This is a genomic window from Pseudomonas sp. CM25 (genome assembly GCF_013179705.1).
Classification (GTDB): Bacteria; Pseudomonadota; Gammaproteobacteria; order Pseudomonadales; family Pseudomonadaceae; genus Aquipseudomonas.
On record NZ_JABMCW010000029.1, the window covers coordinates 14589 to 31674 of the forward strand.

Genomic DNA, 17086 nt, shown 5'->3' on the forward strand with positions numbered 1-17086 from the left:
TCACCCCTCGCTCGGTTTCACCACCACCGTACACGTCGTCCCCGCCGCCAGCAAAAAACCTTCCGGCACTTCATCGATGTGGATACGCACCGGCACCCGCTGCGCCAACCGCACCCAGTTGAACGTCGGGTTGACGTCGGCAATCAGCTCGCGGCTCTGGGGGTTGTCGCGGTCGTAGATGCCACGGGCGATGCTCTCCACATGCCCCTTGATGCGCTCGCCGCTCATCATCTGCAATTCGGCCGGGTCACCCACCTTCACGTGCGGCAGCTTGGTCTCCTCGAAGAAGCCGTACACCCAGAACGAGTTTTCATCGACCACCGCCATCACCGCTTCACCGGTGCGCGCGTAGTCGCCTCTGTGGATATTCAGGTTGGTCACGTAGCCGTCCACCGTGGCGACGATATGCGTGCGCTTGAGGTTCAGCTGGGCCGCCGCCAGCTCGGCCAGGGCTTGCTGGTAATCGGCTTGAGCCGAGTTGGCGATGTTGCTGGCGTCGTCGCGGTTTTCCCGGGAGATCACCAGGTTGTCCATGTCGGCTCGGCGCTTGGCGTTGACCTTGCGCATGTCCCAGGTGGCCTTGCGCGAGGCGACCAGCGCCTTGGCCTGGTCAACCGCCAACTGGTAGTGCTCGGGGTCGATCTGGATCAGCAGGTCGCCTTTTTTCACCCGCTGGTTGTCCTTGACCGGCACGTCCACCACATACCCGGGCACGTCGGCGGCAACGTTGATGATGTCGGCGCGCACGCGGCCGTCACGGGTCCACGGCGTGGTCATGTAGTGCAGCCACAACTGGCGACCGATCACCACGGCAGCGGTCAGCACCAGCAGGGTGGCGATCAGGCTGAAGAACTTTTTCATCGAAGGATTCTCACCAGTAGAGCGACAGCGCCAGGGCGCCGAACAGGCAGACGAACAGGCTCAGGCGCAGCAGCGCCGGGTGCCAGAAGAAGCGGTAGCCATCATGGCTGGCGATGAACCGGTCCAGGCCCCAGGCCAGGCCCAGGGCAAACAGGAACATCAAGGTCATGGTGGGCATGTACACGCCATGGAAGGCGATCTCACGGGGCATCTTGCAGTCCTTTCGCCGGTGCCAGTGGCGACTGTGGGTCGAGCAGGGAAGAACGGATGAAGTGCAGGTAGCTTTGCGCACGGCGCAGCACCGAAGTGTCGAAGTGCCGGGCAAAGGGCTCGTCGGTCGCCTGTACCCGGGCGATGGCGTGGTCCACCGCCACCAGGGCACGTTCGTGGTTGCTGGCGCTGGGCTGCAGGAACAGCCGGGCCAGGGCGCGGCCCATGACGCGAATGGCCTGGCGCCAGGGCTGCGACTCGGCGTAGGCCGGGTGCACCGGCGCGCGGGCCTGCTCTTTGCGCAGCTCGATGATGGCGTGGCCGATTTCCAGCACGGTGAACATCCAGCCCATCAACTGGCTTTGCACCTGCGGCTTGCCGGCCGCCAGGCCGTAGGCCTGGTGCAGCAGGTCGCGGGTGCGGCTTTCAAAGGCCGAGCCCAAGCCGCGCAGGCGGCCGCTGATGGCAAACAGCACTTGCTCGCGCAGTTCCTGCTCCAGGCGGCTCCACAGCCAACGGCTGTTGGGCGGCAGGATGATTGCCCCGGCGGCGGCGCAGACGAACATGCCGATGACCATGCCGATGTAGTCGTTGATGAAGGTGTACGGGTCATACACGGTGAGGTTGTTCGGCACCGAGCCGATGGCGAAGAACACCAGCAGGCCGATGCCGTAGCCGGCATAGGCCGGCCGCGAGGAAAGAAACGCGCCCAGCACGAACACCGGCGCCAGCACCATGCACAGCAGCGGGAAACCGTCGATCCAGGGGAACACGAAGAAGGTTTCGAAGAAGCCGACGAAGGCGCCGATGGCCGTGCCGCAGGCCATCTGGAACGACATGCGCTTGGGGTTCGGCGAAGCCGCCGACAGGCCCACGGTGACCGTGGCGATCAGGGTCATCATCGCGCCGCTGGGCCAGTCACTGAGCAGCCAGTAACTGCCCAGCAGCAACAGCACTGCCGAAGCGCGCACGCCTGCAGCAAGCGATACCAGCCAGCTGGTCTGGGCCACGTAGGGCTCGTCCCACTGCTCGCGCTGGTGTCTGTGCGCGGCCAGCGAGGCATGGGTTTCGGCGTAGCTGTACATCTCGTCGACGAAGCGGTACAGCAGCTCGAACGCGGTGTGGAAGTCGAGCAGGTCGGCATCGCTGGGCGCGGTCGCCAGGTACTCGGCGCGCAGGCCACGCACCTGGGCTTGCAGGCCTTCCTTGTAGGCGGCCAGCTCCAGGGTCAGGCGCAGCGCGTCGGCGTCGGTCAGCGCCCGGCCCACGTACGGCTGCAGCAGTTCTACCAGGGTGTTCAGGCCCGGCTCGATGGCGCTCACGATCTGCAGCGGGCCACGGTTGCGCAGGCGCTCCAGCAAGCGATGCAGGGCATTGAAACGCGTGGTGATGGCCATGAACTCGCTGTTCATGCGCACCAGGCGGCCACTGCGGCGGCGCATGTGCGGGTCTTCGAAGGCGGTGACGTTGCGCAGGCTTTCAAGGCCCACGGCCTCGGCGACGAAGCGCACGTTGCTGGTTTCGAAACGATCGCGCTGGCTGTCACCGCGCAAGGCCTCGACCACCACCCCGGCGAACACCCCAAAGCGCTGGTACAGGGCGTTGCGCATGGCGGCACTGGCCGACTGCGGCAGGATCGCGGCGCTGACGAAGGTCGATACGAGAATGCCCAGGGCAATTTCCAGCACCCGCCACACCGCAGCCATGAACGCCTGGTCGGGGTGCTGCAGAACCGGCAGGCCGATCATCGCCGCCGTGTAGCCCGCCAGCACAAACCCATAGGCACGGAATGTGCGGTAGCGCATGGCACCGGCCGAGCACAAGCCCACCCACAGTGCCAGGCTGGGCAGGAACAGCTCGGTGTTCTGCGGGAAGATGGCAATCAGTGCCACCATCATCGCCGAGCCGGCCAAGGTGCCGAGCACCCGGTAAAAGCTCTTGGCGAACACGTGGCCGCTTTGCGGCTGCATGACGATGAACACGGTGATCATCGCCGTGCGCGGTTGCGGCAGCTCCAGGCGCATGGCCAGCCACAGGGTGATGAACGCCGCCGCCAGGACCTTGAAGATGTAAACCCAGGTAACACCGTCGGTGCGCGCCCAGGCAAAGAAACCCCGGCGCCACTCCAGGCTGTGCAGCCAGCGCACGGGCAGGCTGGAAGTGCTCATTCGGCGTTGTCCGGCTGCTTGTCGAAAATGGCCAGGCTGGCCGGGGTTTTCGGCGCCGCCTGGCGGTCTTCATCAGGTACGTCCTGGCCGGCCTGCAGGCCACCGCCCAGCGCGGTCACCAGCTCGGCATGGGCGATCAGGCGGGCGGCCTGCACCTGCTGCTGTATCTGCTGCTGACGGAACAGCAAGGTCTGCGCGTTGAGCACATTGAGGTAATCGGTAAGGCCACGCTGGAAGGCAACCATGGCGATGTCGTAGGTTTTCTGCGCGGCGGCGACGGACTCGGCGGCGAAGTGCGACTGCTCTTGCATCGACTCGCGGCGGATCAGCTGGTCAGAGATGTTCTTCAGCGCACCGACCACGGTCTGGTTGTAGCGCGCCACGGCCACGTCGTAGCCAGCCGATGCCACGCCCAACTGCGAACGCAGACGGCCACCATCGAACACCGGCAGGCTGATGGCCGGGCCGACGTTGTAGTTGAACTTGCGCCCGGTCAGGAACTCCAGCGGGCCGCCGCCGGTGGCCATGAAGCCCAGGCTGCCGACCAGGTCGACATTAGGGAAGAAGCCGGCGTGGGCGACGTCGATGCCACGCGCCTGGGCAGCCACCTGCCAGCGGCTGGCGACCACGTCGGGGCGCTGACCAACCAGTTCGGCAGGCAGGTTCGAGGGCAGCTTCAGCGGCGCAGCCAGGGTCAGGCTCGGGCGCTGTAGCTGCGCGCCCTGCCCTGGGCCCTTGCCGGCCAGGGCGGCCAGCTGGTTACGGGTGAGCGCGATTTCTTCGTTGAGGCTGTCGAGCTGGCGGTGGGTTTCCGGCAGCGGCGCTTCGGCCTGGCTGACCTCGAAGTGGGTGCCGATGCCGGCATCCAGGCGGCGCTTGGCCAGGGCCAGGATCTGCTCCTGCTGCGCAAGCTCGGCCTTGACGATATCGCGCTGGGCAAAGTGCAGGCTCAGCTGGATATAGGCCCGTACCACGTTGTTCTGCAGTTCCAGCTGCGCCTGGCGGGCTTCGGCTACGCTCATGTGCGCCTGGTCCACGGCCTGCTCGCTGGCATTGCGCTCACGGCCCCAGAGGTCGAGGGCGTAGCTGAAGCCGATGGCGGCATTGTTGTCCCAGGTGTTGGCGCCCGACAACGCGCCAGGGCCGTAGAACTGGTCTTCCGGCCAGTTATGGCGCTTGAGCGTGGCCTGGCCGTTGGCCTGGAGCTGCTCCGCCGACTCGACCACGCCGGCCATGGCCTTGGCTTCGCGCACCCGCGCCGCAGCCATGGCCAGGCTTGGGCTGCCGGCTACGGCCAAGGCAATCCAGCGGTCCAGCTGTGGGTCGCCATAGGCGTGCCACCACTGCTGGTCGGGCCAGTGGGCGTCGGTTGCGGCTTCACGCATGGCCGCATCAGGGGTCAGGGTATTGGCTTGCAGCGTCTTGCTTTGCGGGGCAATGCCCCAGGTTCCGATACAGCCGCTCAAGGTGAGGGCAAGGGCACAGGCACTGAACGCGTTGAGCGTTCTGATGATGCGACGCGGCACAGCTGCGATTTCCCGAGGAAGTGAAGAGGGGCCGGGCAATTCTAGGGGGCGGCAGCACTGGCGATAAGCGCAGATTCCTGCGAATCTTTGTTACCAAAACAGCGATAATCCGCCTTTGGTCGAAGACAACTTTTCATAACTTCGACGTTACTTCGTGACACACTTTTGTCCTCTATATCGAGAGTGACCCATGGACACCCTGCAAAACATGCGTGCTTTCAGTTGCGTCGCCCAGCTCGGCAGCTTCACTGCCGCTGCCGCGCAACTGGACACGACCACCGCGAACGTGTCGCGGGCGGTCTCCAACCTGGAAGCCCATCTGCAAACCAGGCTGCTCAACCGTACCACCCGGCGCATTGCGCTGACCGAAGCCGGCAAGCGCTACCTGATGCGTTGCGAACAGATTCTTACCTACGTGGAAGAAGCCGAGGCCGAAGCCAGCGACGCCCATGCGCGCCCGGCCGGGCAGTTGAAGGTGCACTCGATGACCGGGGTCGGCCAGCACTTCGTGGTCGACGCCATCGCCCGCTACCGCGAATCGCACCCCGACGTGACCTTCGACCTGACCATGGCCAACCGCGTGCCGGACCTGCTCGACGAGGGTTATGACGTGTCCATCGTGCTGGCCACCGAACTGCCCGATTCGGGGTTCGTATCGCAGCGCCTGGGCATCACCTACAGCATCGTCTGCGCCTCGCCCGGCTACATCGCCCGCCACGGCGTGGCGCAAAAGCCTGTCGACCTGCTCAAGCACGCCTGCCTGCGCATGGTCAGCCCGGTGATCCCGCTGGAAAAATGGCTGTTCGACGGCCCGGAAGGCCAGGAAATGGTCAACATCACCAGCTCGCCGTTCATGGTCAACACCGCCGACGCCATGAAAACCGCGATCCGCAGTGGCATGGGCGTAGGTGTGCTGCCGATCTACTCAGCCATCGAAGGGTTGCGTGACGGCAGCCTGGTGCGGGTACTGCCCGAATACCGGCTGCAGGAACTGAACCTGTATGCCATCTACCCATCGCGCCAGTACCTGGACGCCAAGATCAAGACCTGGGTCGAGTACCTGCGCAATTCACTGCCAGAGATTCTGGCGGCGCATGAGGCAGACCTGAAAACTCACCAGGTGCAGATTGCCAACTAAGAAACATGCTGCATTGCGGTGGTGGACAATGGTAGGTTGCTAACCATCGCCGGCCTCTTCGCGGGTAAACCCGCTCCCACAGGGATCGACCATGCCTGAGGGCTGCACTGTACCTGTGGGAGCGGGTTCACCCGCGAAGAAGCCACCATTGCCCCCGCCTTGCAGAGAAGTTGCCCGATGAAAAAAACCGTCCTGGCCTTCAGCCGTATCACCCCGGCCATGGCCGAGCGCCTGCAGCAAGACTTCAACGTGATCCTGCCGAACCCCAAGCTCGGCGACATCAATGCCCAGTTCAACGAAGCCCTGCCCGAGGCTCACGGCCTGATCGGGGTTGGCCGCAAGCTCGGCCGCGCGCAACTCGAAGGTGCGGCCAGGCTCGAGGTGGTGTCCAGCGTTTCGGTCGGCTACGACAACTACGACCTGGACTACTTCAACGAACGCGGCATCGCCCTGACCAACACCCCCGACGTGCTGACCGAGAGCACGGCCGACCTGGGCTTCTCGCTGATCATGGGTTGCGCCCGCCGCACCGCCGAGCTGGATGCCTGGACCAAGGCCGGCAACTGGCAGGCCACGGTGGGCCCGGCCCACTTCGGCAGCGATGTGCATGGCAAGACCCTGGGTATCGTCGGCATGGGCAATATCGGCGCAGCGCTGGCGCGCCGTGGCCGCTTCGGTTTCAACATGCCGATCCTGTACAGCGGCAACAGCCGCAAGCCCGCGCTGGAGCAAGAGCTGGGCGCGCAGTTCCGCAGCCTTGAGCAGTTGCTGGCCGAAGCGGACTTCGTGTGCATCGTGGTGCCGCTGTCCGATGCCACCCGCAAGCTGATCAGCACCCGCGAGCTGAAGCTGATGAAGCCAAGCGCCTTCCTGATTAACATCGCCCGTGGGCCGGTGGTGGACGAGGCGGCACTGATCGAAGCGTTGCAGAACGGTACCCTTCGCGGGGCCGGCCTGGATGTGTACGAAAAAGAGCCGTTGAGCGATTCGCCATTGTTCAAGCTGCCCAATGCGCTGACCTTGCCGCATATCGGTTCGGCCACAGCCGAAACCCGCGAGGCCATGGCCAACCGGGCGATGGACAACCTGCGTGCGGCGCTGCTGGGTGAACGCCCGCGGGACCTGGTGAACCCGCAGGTGTGGAAGGACTGATAGTTCGCTACTGCCTGCACCGGCCGCTTCGCGGGCATGCCCGCGAAGAGGCCGGTGCAGGCAATGCACCACCTATTTAGCCATCACGACAGGCTCAGCCACCCTGGCCTTGGACTTGCGAAACACCAGCACATTCCCCGCCATCACCGCCACCAGCCCAAGCAACGCTGGCGGCGTCCACTGGTACCCCTCGACCACCGCCGACACATTCAACGCCACCAGCGGGAACAGCACCGTGCAATAAGCCGCCCGTTCCGGCCCCATGCGGCCAACCAGGGTCAGGTAGGCGGTGAAGCCGATCACCGACCCCGGTATCACCAGGTACATCAACGAGCCGATATAGCGCGTGTTCCATTCCATGGTGAAAGGCACGCCGCTGACAACGCAATACACGGCCAGCATCGTCGCGCCATAGACCATGCCCCAGGCATTGGTGGTCATCGGCTTGAGCCCGGCCTTCTGCTGCATACTCGAAAGCAGGTTGCCCGCTGAAAAGCACAGCGTGCCGAGCAACGCCAGGCCAAGGCCATACAAGGTCTCGCGGCTGGCCGCGTGGTGGGCCAGCTCCGGCCAGAACAGCAAGCCCAGGCCAAGCAGCCCCAGGGCGCCGCCGCCGAGCACATTGCTGGCGATCTTCTGGCCGAAGAACACCCGCGCGTTCAGCGCGTTCCACAGGGTGGCAGTGGAGAACACCACGGCGATCAGGCCGCTGGCGATCCATTGGCTGGCGGTGAGAAAGCACATGAAGTTGACACAGAACAGGCACAGGCCCTGGACCAGGCAGATGAGATGGCCACGACGGTTCATCGGCTGCAGGCGGCGGGTGAGCAGCAGCAAGGCGAACAGGATCAGGCCGGCCAAGGCAAAGCGGTAGACGATCGAGACCGGGATGGCGACCACGCCCAGTTGCAGTTTCAGGGCGATCCAGGTGGTGCCCCAGATCAGTACGGTGAGCAGGTAGAGCGACAGGTTCATCGGTGGGGCTCCTAAAGCGAACGACCAGACATCCCGGGGCCGCTGTGCGGCCCATCGCCGGCGAGCCAGCTCCCACAGGGACAGCATCAAGCTCAAGCCGGGCGCTGTCCCTGTGGGAGCTGGCTTGCCGGCGATCGAGGGCGCAGCACTCGCGGCGGCATTCCAGTGTTCCCCCGGCGAGCCCCCAGCGCTTGCACAAACTTGCGCATTTGTCCCGCCGATGGCTGTAAGCCGGCCCAAGCCGCAGTACGATGGCTGGCAAGAGGAGCCCGCCCATGACCCCACTCACCCAACTGCAAGTGTTCACCGCCATGCAAGCCTCGCCCCACGCCTGCCTGGAGTTGAGCGCGCACCTGGGCGACGGGCTGGCGGCGGCGTTGTGGAGCAACCGCGATGATGCCCGCGACTATCAGGCGCCAAGCCATCACACCCTGTCGTGCTACATCGCCGACGGCACCGGCACCTTCCGCCGCCAGCGCCCGGCCGACAAGGGCGCACCGGGCAAGCTGTGCATCATGCCGGCCGGCCATGAGTCGAACTGGGTGGTGAACGGCGGCATTCGCCTGGCGCACCTGTACGTCAGCGAGGCGCAGTTCGCCCTGGGCTGCGTGCGCCTGCTCGACCGCGAGCCACGCGAACTGCAGTTGCAGGAAGCGACCTTTCTCGACGACCCGCAACAGGCCGTACGCTTTCGCCAGTTGATCGGACTGGCCTGGGACGAGCCTGGCGAGCGCTTGCTGGCCAGCAGCCTGGCGCACGCAATCGTCGACCATGCGCTGCTCAGCCAGGTCGGGCTGCGCCATGGCCTGCGGTTGAAAGGCGGCCTGGCGCCGAACCTGCGCCGGCAGTTGGTCGACTACATCGAAGCGCACCTGGACCAGCCCATCACGCTCGGCGAACTGGCTTTGCGCTGCAACCTGTCCGAATACCACTTTGCGCGCATGTTCCGCAGCAGTTTCGGGCTGCCGCCGCACCAGTACCTGCTCGCGCGGCGGTTGCACCAGGCGTGCCAGTTGCTGCGCCTGGGGGTGATGCCATTGGGCGAGATCGCCCTGATGTGCGGGTTTGCCAGCGCCAGCCATTTCAGCAACCGGTTCCGCCAGGCTTTCGCTGCAACACCGGGTGAATATCGTGCGGCCATTCGCGGCTAAAGCGCCCCCTGCAGGCCGTACGGGCCGGCTCAGAACTCGAAGGTGCTGGACAAGCTGACCTGTCGCGCATCGCCGATAGCCACAAAGTACTGGTTCACCGCCGAGCTGTAGTAAACCTTGTCGAACAGGTTCTTCACGTTCAGCTGCAACAACACCTTGTGCTCGTCGAACCGGGTCTCGTAGCTGGCAAAGGCATCGGCCACGGTACAGGACGGCAAGTCGAAGGTGTTGGTCGAGTTGCCGCTACGTTCACCTACATAGCGCGCCCCTGCCCCTACCCGCAGCCGGTCGCCGCCAAACAGTTGGCCCCAGTCGTACACCGCCGACAGCGAACCGCTGTGCCTGGCCACGTTCTGCAGGCGGTTGCCTTGCAGGGCCGGGTCCTTGGTCACCTTGGCGTCAGTGAAGGCATAGCTGCCGATCAGGCTCCAGCGGTCGCTGAGCTGGCCACTGAGGTCAAGCTCGACCCCCCGTGAGCTGACTTCACCCGCGTTGCTGTAGACCGTTTCACCGGTGCCCGTATCGAAATTGGCCACCAGCACGTTGCGCTTGGTGATATCAAACAGTGCCAATGTCCCGGTGAGGCTGCCGGGGATATCCAGCTTGGCCCCGATTTCCCACGCCTTGCCCTCCTCCGGCGCGACGGAGGAATCCAGCACCACGCCCCCGGTCAACGGCGCAATGCTGGAGTTGGGCTTGAACGATTCGCTGTAGCTGCCATAAAACGACAACTGCTCGTCGACCTTGTACACCACCCCCGCATGCGGCACCCAGGCCTGACCACTGTTGTCGGTGTTGGCCGTGAACGGGCGCCCCCGGCCGGCATACTGGTCAAACTGCTGGAAGCGGGCACCGGCGACCAGGATCCAGTGCTCGTCGAGGTGCAGTGAATCCTGCAGGAACAGCGCATCGGTACGCAGCTTGTCGGTCTGGTCGCTGTCACTGGCACGCACGCTGGTGCCCTCCACTTCCTGGCCGTATACCGGGTTGGTGTAGCTGAAGGTGGACTGCGCAGTCTGGCGGATCAGATCGCCACGGAAGACCTTGCGGTCTTCATGATCGATGCCGAACGACAGGTCATTCTGCAGGCCTGCCAGTTCGACGTTGCCGTTCAGGCTCAAGGTAGCGAACTGGTCGCGACTCATGGCGTTATGGGTGCCGTCGATGCTGCGGCTCAAGGTGCCCTTGGCTTCATTCACCGCGGTCACCCGCACCTGGCTTGCGTCGTAAGTCTCGCGGTTGAAGCTGTAGCCAAAATGCAGCTTCCAGTCATCCGCCAGCTGGTGGTCGACTTCCAGCCGGTACAGATCGGAGCGCCCTTCCATGTCGTTGAACGGCTCGTCCAGGCGCCGCGTAGCCGGGATGTCGAGCGGGTGGCCGTTGCTGCCGAACGCCGTGCCGCGGTCGAACGGGTAGAGGAATTCGCGGTGCTCGTAGGCCAGCACCACTTGCGTGTCTTCGCCCAGCCAGGCCAGCGAGGGTGCCAGCAGCGACTCGCGGTGCACGCCGTAGTTGCGCCAGTAATCCTCGTCTTCGTGGTCGACGATCAGGCGGTAGGCAAAGTTGCTGTCGCCCAGCGCGCCGGTGCTGTCGAGCCCACCGCCGCTGCCGTTCTTGCCACTGCCGTAAGTCGAGCCGCGCACGGTCAGGGCGTTGTACTGTTCAAGCTGCGGGCGCTTGCTGACCACGTTGATCACCCCACCCGGGTCCTGGATGCCGTACAGCAGCGAGGCCGGGCCCTTGAGCACTTCGACCCGCTCGGTGCTGGCGTTCAGGCTACGACCCTGCACGATGGGCATGCCATCGCGCATGATCGAACCGTCACGGTTATCGCCAAAGCCGCGCTTCATCACCGTGTCCGAGGTGCCACCAAAATTGTTGCCCTGGGTGATACCGCTGACGTTGGCCAGGGCGTCATCGAGGTTGCGCGGGGCCTGGTCGCGAATGACCTGGGCCGGCACCACGTTGATTGCCTGGGGGATGTCCTGGTTCGGCCCCTGCCCGCGCATGATCGAGGCACTGGCCGGGGGCTGGTAGCTGAAGCTGTCCAGCTGCGAGGTTACGGTGGTGGCCTGCAGGTTGAGAGCGCCCGAGGTGTCCAGCGCTTCCAGGGTCAGGGTGCGCCCGTCGATACGGCGCCAGGCCAGGCCGGAGCTGCCGAGCAGCAGTTGCAGCGCCTGCTCGGCTGGGTAACTGCCATGCAGGGCCGGCGCTTGCACGCCTGGCAATTCCAGGGTGTAGACAACGCTCTGGCCAGTCGTGCGGCTGAACGCGTTGAGTGCCTGGGACAAGGGCTGCGCCGGCTGGGCGAAGGCGAATACCTGCTGCTCGGCGGCGCAGGCCAGGGGCGCGACAGCCATGGCCGGGAACGCAGCAAGGCCGAGCCAGAGGGGAACGCAACACGGGGTGAACTTCATGGACGCTGACCTGTGAGAGGGATATTACTGCGAATGAATCGCACTTCCACTCATTACACGGATGCCACGTCCTGTTACCTCACCCGCTGCCTGAAAATATTTTTTGTTGGTGCAGGCGACTAGCGGATCAGGGTCAACCGCCCCAGCACTGTCTGCTGCGAAAAACCCATTACCTTGCCCAGCGAATCCAGCGCTTGCAGCGGCTCGGCCACCGGGAAACTGCCGCTGACCTTGCGCTGCCCCAGTTCTTCGTTGAGCAACAGGATGCGCCCTGGGTGATAGCGCCCCAGCTCTTCAATCACCTGCGCAAGCGGGGCCTGATAGTAATTCAGCCAGCCCTGGCGCCAGGCCAGGCGGTTGTCGCTGTCCACTGCCAGGGGGGCGCCCGCCCGACCTGCGGCGTAGGCCACTTGTTGGTTGGCCGTCAGCTCACGCGCTGCGGCGCCCTGTGCCGGGCTAACCGCCACGCGCCCGCTGCGCACGGTGACCTGGGCACCCTCGCCCTGCTCACGTACCTCGAATTGCGTACCGAGCACCCGGACTTCGCCACCGGCAGCCTCCACCAGAAAAGGCTCGCCAGTATGCGTGACCTGGAAGAATGCGGCACCGTGCAGCAAGCGCACACGGCGCTCCCCCTTCACGAAATCGACCGCAATCGCGCTGCCCGCATCCAGCGTCACCTGCGACTGGTCTGCCAAAGTCACCTGGCGGATTTGCCCGGTACTGCTGTAGTCGGCCTGCAGGTCCTGTAGCCAGTACCCCGGGTGCCAGCCACCGGCGACACCCACTGCCATCACCAGGCAGGCCGCCATTGCCAGCGCTGCGCCCCGCTGCCACCAGCGGCCCATGGCCGGCGGTGTTGCCATGGCGTCCAGGTAGCGTTGCAGGCTTTCATGCTCTTCCTCGGCCAGACGCGCTGCCGGGGCAGCGCTTTTCTGCCACAGCGCCTGGGCTTGGGCATAGGCGGCACGGTGGCCAGGGTCGGCCAGCAACCAGCGCTTGAACGCCGCCCCTTCGGCTTGCCCGGGCTGCTCGTTGATACGCCTCAGCCACTGCAGGGCAGCCTGGGATTGCGCCTCGGTGATCGGGGGTAAACGGCTCATCGACGGGCGCTCCCTGGCCGGCGTGGGGTGGACGCGGGCTCGGCAATACTCGCCTTGCACGCTTCGAGGGCGCGCATCATATGCTTTTCCACGGCGCTCCGGGACAGCTGCATGGCGTTGGCGATCTCGCCGTACTTGCAGCCATGGATGCGGTTCAGCAGGAATATCTGCCGGGTGCGTTCGGGCAAAGCGCGCAAGGCGGCCTCGATGCGCTGCAGGTCGTGATCGACTGCCACGGCCTGCTCCGGCGCCCGGGCCATGCTCGCTTCATCCATCGACCAGGCGGCTTCGGCCACGCGTTCGCGGCTGCCCTCGCTGCGCAGGTGGTCGATGGCCAGGTTGCCAGCGCAACGCAGCAGGTAGGTGTCCAGCGCCTCGACCTTGAGCTCCGGGCGGCGCCAGAAGCGCAGGAACAGCTCCTGGACCAGGTCCGATGCCGTGGCCCGACAACCCACCCGGCGGCTGACCATCGCCTCCATGCGTGCGCGCTGGGCCTGGAACACCTGGACGAAGCGGGCCCGCCCGCCGGCGCTGTCGGCGCCCGCCTCGTTGCTATCGCGCTGCTCGCTCATCGGGTCACACGGCAAACACGGCCAGCAGCGGGCCCAGCACCACGCTGGCCGCGGCCAGCCCCAGCAGCAGGCGCGGCTGGTAGGGCAGGCCAAACACCCACAGGGTCGCACCGGCCATGATCACCGCCGTCCACTCCACCAGGCCATGGCCCCAGCCGCGCAGCTGCACGCTGAGGATCAGCGACAGCATCAGCAGCAGCCAACCGGCAACGCGCAACAGGCGCAGCTGGCCGGGGCGTGGCTTGCGCCCGAGCAGGTCGTTGAAGTGCTTTTCCATGGCCAGGCACAGGGCGACGAACCCTGCGAAGGCGATCAATGCGTTACCCAGCATCAGCTCGCCTCCGCTGTTTCAGTGCCCGGCGTCTTGGCCGCACGCGGGGCCCGCTTGGCCGAAGATCTGGGGCTGCGCAGCATCTTGCCGGCCAGCCAGGCCAGGAACAGGCCAGTGCCCAGTGCCGTCAGGTCGAAGCCGGCCATGGCCCAGTCCCCCGCCTGCAGCGAGTGGTTCAGGCCGCGCTCGGTAGTCAGGCCGTTGAGCAGCGGCAGCAAGGCAAAGGCCAGCGCGCCCAGCGCCAATTGCTCAGCCCAGGCCCGGCGCCCGCTGCGCAGCACGGCATGCACCAGTGACAGGCCCCAGCCGATGAAGAAGGCATTTACCTCCCAGTCGGCGCGACCGTCGACGCCCATCGGGATCAGCCGGTTGGCCCAGAAGAACCCCGCCACGGCCAGCAGCAGGCCGCTCATGCTGGCGATATTGAGCACCTCGACCAGGCGCAGCTCGCCCGGCACGTGTGCGCCTTTGGCATGCTTGAGCTGCCGCTTGCCCAGCCACATCACCAGCCCGGTGCCGATCACCGCGGTGCCCGCCACGCCGAAGAAGAAGTACAGCCAGCGCAGCCAGGGCCCGGCGAAGTTGCCCATGTGCAGGCCGGCGAAACTGAAGGCGGTCATCATCGCCCCGCTCTCCGGCTTGCCCTGGCTCAACAAGGCGCCACTGGCGCCATCGAAGGTCCAGTTGGCGCTGCGCCGGTAGGCCACGTGGTCGGCAGCGGACTGGGTAAAGGTGACGCGGGCATTGCTGTCGCCCGGGTTCTGCACCTGGATATTGCCGATACGCGCGCCCGGCTGCAGTTCCTGCACCTTGGCGTACAGGCTGGGCAGCGCTACCAGGGGCGTGGCCAGCTGGGCGGCCTTGGGCGCGTCGTTGCGGCCGAACAGGTCGTTGAAATACTTGTCGGTGTTGTTGCCATAACTGGCCATGATGCCCGCCGGCATGACCATGTACATGAACAGCACCAGGCTGCTGTAGCTGATCATCAGGTGGAACGGCAGCACCAGCACGCCAATGGCGTTGTGCCCGTCCAGCCAGGAGCGCTGGCCCTTTCCGGGGCGGAAGGTGAAGAATTCCTTGAAGATCTTCTTGTGGGTGATGATGCCGGTGACCAGCCCCAACAGCATGATGAAGGCGCAGAAGGTCGACAGCCAACGGCCGAACGGGTACGGCATCTGCAGCTGGAAATGAAAGCGGTAGAAGAACTCGCCACCCCGGCTGTCGCGTGCCTCCACCGGCTGGCCGGTCTGGGTATCGAGGGTTTTGCGGGCGAAGCCGCGCGGCCCGCCGTTGGGGTCGCGGTACCCCACGCTCAAGGCCGCCTCGCGTGCGTTGGGCATGCGGATGAACCAGCTGGCCGAATGCCCGGCGTTGTCCTGCAGGTACCGCTGGGCCACCTCCAGGCTGCGTGTCGGGTCCAGTGCATGGCTGCGCACCTCGGGCTGTGCCCAGTGGGTGATTTCTTCCTTGAAATACGACAGCGTGCCGGTGAGGAAGATGGCGAACAACAGCCAGCCGAAGATCAGGCCGGTCCAGGTGTGCAGCCAGGCCATGGCCTGGCGGAAGCCTTCTTTCATGGGTTTTTCATCCAGTAGGCGACGCCGCTGATCATCCCCAGCAGCAGGCTTGGCGCCAGTACCCCCAGCCAGGCACGCCAGGCGCTGCGGCAGGCGAAGCACCAGATGAACGCCAGCACGTAGAAGACGAACGACAGCAGCAGCCCGGTGAGCGTGGCATCGACCGTTGGCAGCGGCGCCACCAGGGCAATGCAGGCGCTGGCCATGGACGCCAGCAGGTAGCCGCCCAGCAATGCGGCCAGGCTGCGGGAGGTCACGGCCAGGCGATAGCTGAGCGACAGGCCAGCGGTTTTGCGCGTCATGGCGAGAGTCCAGACGTTTTCGGGGGTGCAATAATAATGATTTCAATTCTCATAAGCAAAGCCCCATGACGGGCAGTAGGTGGCTGAGCCACGAACCTTGTATGTGCAGAACCCGCTGGCGTTCTGACCGAATGAATAGGGCCATGACCGATTGGATGGCGCGGCTGTACGGCCCATTTGCAACAAGAAATTTATTTTCACCAAGGGGTTGAAATCGTTGCACGGTTGCCTGACCTTAGAGTCAAGAGGCGCAGAAATTCCAAGGGTCTCAAGGGCCTGGACGCGCCTCCATGCGAGCAAGCTGAATAAGGATTGAATCATGCAAATCCAGGTCAACAGCAGCAACCATTTCGAAGGCAACGCCCGGCTCGACCAGTGGGTCCGCAGCACGCTGCAGAACTCGCTGGAACGTTACGAAGACGACCTCACCCGCATCGAGGTGCACCTGCGCGACGAGAACGGCGTCAAGCCCGGACCGCATGACAAACGCTGCCAGATGGAGGCTCGCCCCAAAGGCCACCAACCGATTTCCGTGACCCATACCGCCACCTCGCTGGACCAGGCGGTGGATGGTGCCGCGACCAAGCTGAATCACGCACTGGAACACTTCTACGGCAAGCTGCGCAGCAAGCGCGGCGTCCTCGAACTGAGCGACCCAGACGCCTGATCAACGTTGCAGAAAACGCCCGGCCATGTGCCGGGCGTTTTCATTGGTACCGATCAAAGGTGCTGAACCAATAGGCAATTTTCCCGGTCAACCCCTGCAGTCATTCACTGCAGAAGCAAGACCATGATCAATCCATTTGCCCGCATCAGTGCCGCCTTCGCCCCCGAATACCGGGTCAACCTGAGCATCGCAGACCTCGACGGCAGCATCATGCTGACGCTGTCCGACGACGCCGGGGTGGTCGCCAAGCGCCTCATCACCCAGGCCCAGCGCAACGACCCGGTGCGCCTGCAACGGGTCATCGACAGCATCCGCCTGGGCCTGGCCATCGAACTGGGCCAGAACCCCATGCAGGTGCTGGCCGCGCTGACCCGCGATGCGGGTCATGAGCCGCGCCATTTCATCGCCAACTGAGGGCTACTTGCCCTCCTCCACTTCCTTGCCGTGGGCATCCAGCACCTTGGTCGAGGGGTAGCGGTACGAGGCGTAGCGCACTACCAGGATCGCGAACGCCAGCAGCAGAATCCCGCCGCACACGTACAACAGGCCCACATCCGGCGCCTTGTGGTGCGAGACATCGCCGATCAGCAGGCGGGTCAGCGCGGTGATCGCCACATATAGCAGGAAGCGGATCGGCATGTGGTTGGTCTTGAAGTAGATACCGACCATTGCCCCCAGCTCCAGGTAGATGAACAGCAGCAGGATGTCATCGACGCTCACTCCTCCTTTGCCGAGCATGTCCAGAAAGGTCACCACCGCCGCATAGGCCGTGATCGCGCCAATGCCGAACAGCGCCAGGTAGTGGAAGGCCTCGACACACAGGTTGCCCAGCGAGTCTGCCGAACCGTGCAGGCCCTTGCGCAGCTTTTCTGCCCATTTGATGTCCACGATGTTCCATTCCCCGATACGTCTTGAAGGATGATGCGTCAGCGGTGT

Annotated in this window: 17 protein-coding genes; 5 read left to right on the forward strand and 12 right to left on the reverse strand. The window is 64.9% G+C overall.

The window, feature by feature from the left end:
* Genes HP546_RS05460 through HP546_RS05475 form a run of 4 tightly spaced genes read right to left on the reverse strand, consistent with a single transcriptional unit; the run spans position 1 to position 4765 of the window.
* Positions 1-861: an HlyD family secretion protein gene (locus HP546_RS05460; RefSeq protein ID WP_172220788.1), complete on the reverse strand. Its 861-nt coding sequence runs from the start codon at positions 859-861 to the stop codon at positions 1-3.
* 10 nt (positions 862-871) lie between these two features.
* Positions 872-1072: a DUF1656 domain-containing protein gene (locus HP546_RS05465; RefSeq protein WP_008097766.1), complete on the reverse strand. Its 201-nt coding sequence runs from the start codon at positions 1070-1072 to the stop codon at positions 872-874.
* On the reverse strand, positions 1062-3239 hold the full coding sequence (locus HP546_RS05470; RefSeq protein ID WP_172220791.1) for an FUSC family protein: 2178 nt from the start codon (positions 3237-3239) through the stop codon (positions 1062-1064). Before HP546_RS05470 ends, HP546_RS05465 begins: the two co-directional genes overlap by 11 nt.
* Entirely contained in the window at positions 3236-4765 is a 1530-nt protein-coding gene (locus HP546_RS05475; RefSeq protein WP_172220794.1) for an efflux transporter outer membrane subunit, read from the reverse strand. Before HP546_RS05475 ends, HP546_RS05470 begins: the two co-directional genes overlap by 4 nt.
* 190 nt (positions 4766-4955) lie before the next feature.
* On the opposite strand from HP546_RS05475, the gene HP546_RS05480 reads away from it, so the two are divergent.
* Complete coding sequence (locus tag HP546_RS05480; protein ID WP_172220797.1) at positions 4956-5903, forward strand: LysR family transcriptional regulator; 948 nt, start codon at positions 4956-4958, stop codon at positions 5901-5903.
* A gap of 177 nt (positions 5904-6080) precedes the next feature.
* A complete protein-coding gene (locus HP546_RS05485; RefSeq protein ID WP_172220800.1) occupies positions 6081-7055 on the forward strand; it encodes a D-glycerate dehydrogenase in 975 nt (324 codons plus the stop codon).
* A 72-nt stretch (positions 7056-7127) separates the two neighbouring features.
* On the opposite strand, the gene HP546_RS05490 is transcribed toward HP546_RS05485, so the two are convergent.
* Positions 7128-8030 (reverse strand): DMT family transporter, encoded by a 903-nt coding sequence (locus HP546_RS05490; protein ID WP_172220802.1) that lies wholly within the window; start codon positions 8028-8030, stop codon positions 7128-7130.
* A 275-nt stretch (positions 8031-8305) separates the two neighbouring features.
* Between HP546_RS05490 and HP546_RS05495 the strand changes: the two genes are divergently transcribed.
* A complete protein-coding gene (locus HP546_RS05495; RefSeq protein ID WP_172220805.1) occupies positions 8306-9181 on the forward strand; it encodes an AraC family transcriptional regulator in 876 nt (291 codons plus the stop codon).
* Positions 9182-9210: 29 nt separating this feature from the next.
* Here HP546_RS05495 and HP546_RS05500 read toward each other — a convergent pair whose 3' ends face one another.
* From HP546_RS05500 to HP546_RS05525, 6 genes are all read right to left on the reverse strand, one after another.
* Positions 9211-11598 carry a TonB-dependent siderophore receptor gene (locus HP546_RS05500; protein WP_172220808.1) on the reverse strand — a complete coding sequence of 796 codons (2388 nt, stop codon included), beginning with the start codon at positions 11596-11598 and terminating at the stop codon, positions 9211-9213.
* A 119-nt stretch (positions 11599-11717) separates the two neighbouring features.
* Positions 11718-12701 carry a FecR family protein gene (locus tag HP546_RS05505; protein ID WP_172220811.1) on the reverse strand — a complete coding sequence of 328 codons (984 nt, stop codon included), beginning with the start codon at positions 12699-12701 and terminating at the stop codon, positions 11718-11720.
* The gene (locus tag HP546_RS05510) at positions 12698-13273 is read right to left on the reverse strand and encodes an RNA polymerase sigma factor (RefSeq protein WP_172220814.1); all 576 of its coding nucleotides are present in this window, start codon (positions 13271-13273) and stop codon (positions 12698-12700) included. The genes HP546_RS05505 and HP546_RS05510 overlap by 4 nt, the downstream gene beginning before the upstream one ends.
* A gap of 4 nt (positions 13274-13277) precedes the next feature.
* Positions 13278-13604, reverse strand: coding sequence for a DUF3325 domain-containing protein (locus HP546_RS05515; RefSeq protein WP_172220816.1), 327 nt, complete (start codon positions 13602-13604; stop codon positions 13278-13280).
* Positions 13604-15181 carry a PepSY domain-containing protein gene (locus HP546_RS05520; protein ID WP_172220818.1) on the reverse strand — a complete coding sequence of 526 codons (1578 nt, stop codon included), beginning with the start codon at positions 15179-15181 and terminating at the stop codon, positions 13604-13606. The genes HP546_RS05515 and HP546_RS05520 overlap by 1 nt, the downstream gene beginning before the upstream one ends.
* Positions 15178-15483 carry a DUF3649 domain-containing protein gene (locus HP546_RS05525; protein ID WP_172220821.1) on the reverse strand — a complete coding sequence of 102 codons (306 nt, stop codon included), beginning with the start codon at positions 15481-15483 and terminating at the stop codon, positions 15178-15180. The genes HP546_RS05520 and HP546_RS05525 overlap by 4 nt, the downstream gene beginning before the upstream one ends.
* Positions 15484-15802: 319 nt before the next feature.
* Here HP546_RS05525 and HP546_RS05530 point away from each other — a divergent pair, with 319 nt between their 5' ends.
* A complete protein-coding gene (locus HP546_RS05530) occupies positions 15803-16150 on the forward strand; it encodes an HPF/RaiA family ribosome-associated protein (RefSeq protein WP_172220824.1) in 348 nt (115 codons plus the stop codon).
* A gap of 123 nt (positions 16151-16273) precedes the next feature.
* The gene (locus HP546_RS05535; protein ID WP_172220827.1) at positions 16274-16564 is read left to right on the forward strand and encodes a DUF3509 domain-containing protein; all 291 of its coding nucleotides are present in this window, start codon (positions 16274-16276) and stop codon (positions 16562-16564) included.
* A 3-nt stretch (positions 16565-16567) separates the two neighbouring features.
* On the opposite strand, the gene HP546_RS05540 is transcribed toward HP546_RS05535, so the two are convergent.
* Complete coding sequence (locus tag HP546_RS05540) at positions 16568-17038, reverse strand: phosphate-starvation-inducible PsiE family protein (RefSeq protein ID WP_172220830.1); 471 nt, start codon at positions 17036-17038, stop codon at positions 16568-16570.
* Positions 17039-17086 lie beyond the last annotated feature (48 nt).

What these genes read in the sequence shown, in the direction of transcription:
- HP546_RS05460 (WP_172220788.1), bottom strand. Translation starts at nt 861, where the DNA reads ATGAAAAAGTTCTTCAGCCTGATCGCCACCCTGCTGGTGCTGACCGCT.
- HP546_RS05465 (WP_008097766.1), bottom strand. Translation starts at nt 1,072, where the DNA reads ATGCCCCGTGAGATCGCCTTCCATGGCGTGTACATGCCCACCATGACC.
- HP546_RS05470 (WP_172220791.1), bottom strand. Translation starts at nt 3,239, where the DNA reads ATGAGCACTTCCAGCCTGCCCGTGCGCTGGCTGCACAGCCTGGAGTGG.
- HP546_RS05480 (WP_172220797.1), top strand. Translation starts at nt 4,956, where the DNA reads ATGGACACCCTGCAAAACATGCGTGCTTTCAGTTGCGTCGCCCAGCTC.
- HP546_RS05485 (WP_172220800.1), top strand. Translation starts at nt 6,081, where the DNA reads ATGAAAAAAACCGTCCTGGCCTTCAGCCGTATCACCCCGGCCATGGCC.
- HP546_RS05490 (WP_172220802.1), bottom strand. Translation starts at nt 8,030, where the DNA reads ATGAACCTGTCGCTCTACCTGCTCACCGTACTGATCTGGGGCACCACC.
- HP546_RS05495 (WP_172220805.1), top strand. Translation starts at nt 8,306, where the DNA reads ATGACCCCACTCACCCAACTGCAAGTGTTCACCGCCATGCAAGCCTCG.
- HP546_RS05500 (WP_172220808.1), bottom strand. Translation starts at nt 11,598, where the DNA reads ATGAAGTTCACCCCGTGTTGCGTTCCCCTCTGGCTCGGCCTTGCTGCG.
- HP546_RS05505 (WP_172220811.1), bottom strand. Translation starts at nt 12,701, where the DNA reads ATGAGCCGTTTACCCCCGATCACCGAGGCGCAATCCCAGGCTGCCCTG.
- HP546_RS05510 (WP_172220814.1), bottom strand. Translation starts at nt 13,273, where the DNA reads ATGAGCGAGCAGCGCGATAGCAACGAGGCGGGCGCCGACAGCGCCGGC.
- HP546_RS05515 (WP_172220816.1), bottom strand. Translation starts at nt 13,604, where the DNA reads ATGCTGGGTAACGCATTGATCGCCTTCGCAGGGTTCGTCGCCCTGTGC.
- HP546_RS05520 (WP_172220818.1), bottom strand. Translation starts at nt 15,181, where the DNA reads ATGAAAGAAGGCTTCCGCCAGGCCATGGCCTGGCTGCACACCTGGACC.
- HP546_RS05525 (WP_172220821.1), bottom strand. Translation starts at nt 15,483, where the DNA reads ATGACGCGCAAAACCGCTGGCCTGTCGCTCAGCTATCGCCTGGCCGTG.
- HP546_RS05530 (WP_172220824.1), top strand. Translation starts at nt 15,803, where the DNA reads ATGCAAATCCAGGTCAACAGCAGCAACCATTTCGAAGGCAACGCCCGG.
- HP546_RS05535 (WP_172220827.1), top strand. Translation starts at nt 16,274, where the DNA reads ATGATCAATCCATTTGCCCGCATCAGTGCCGCCTTCGCCCCCGAATAC.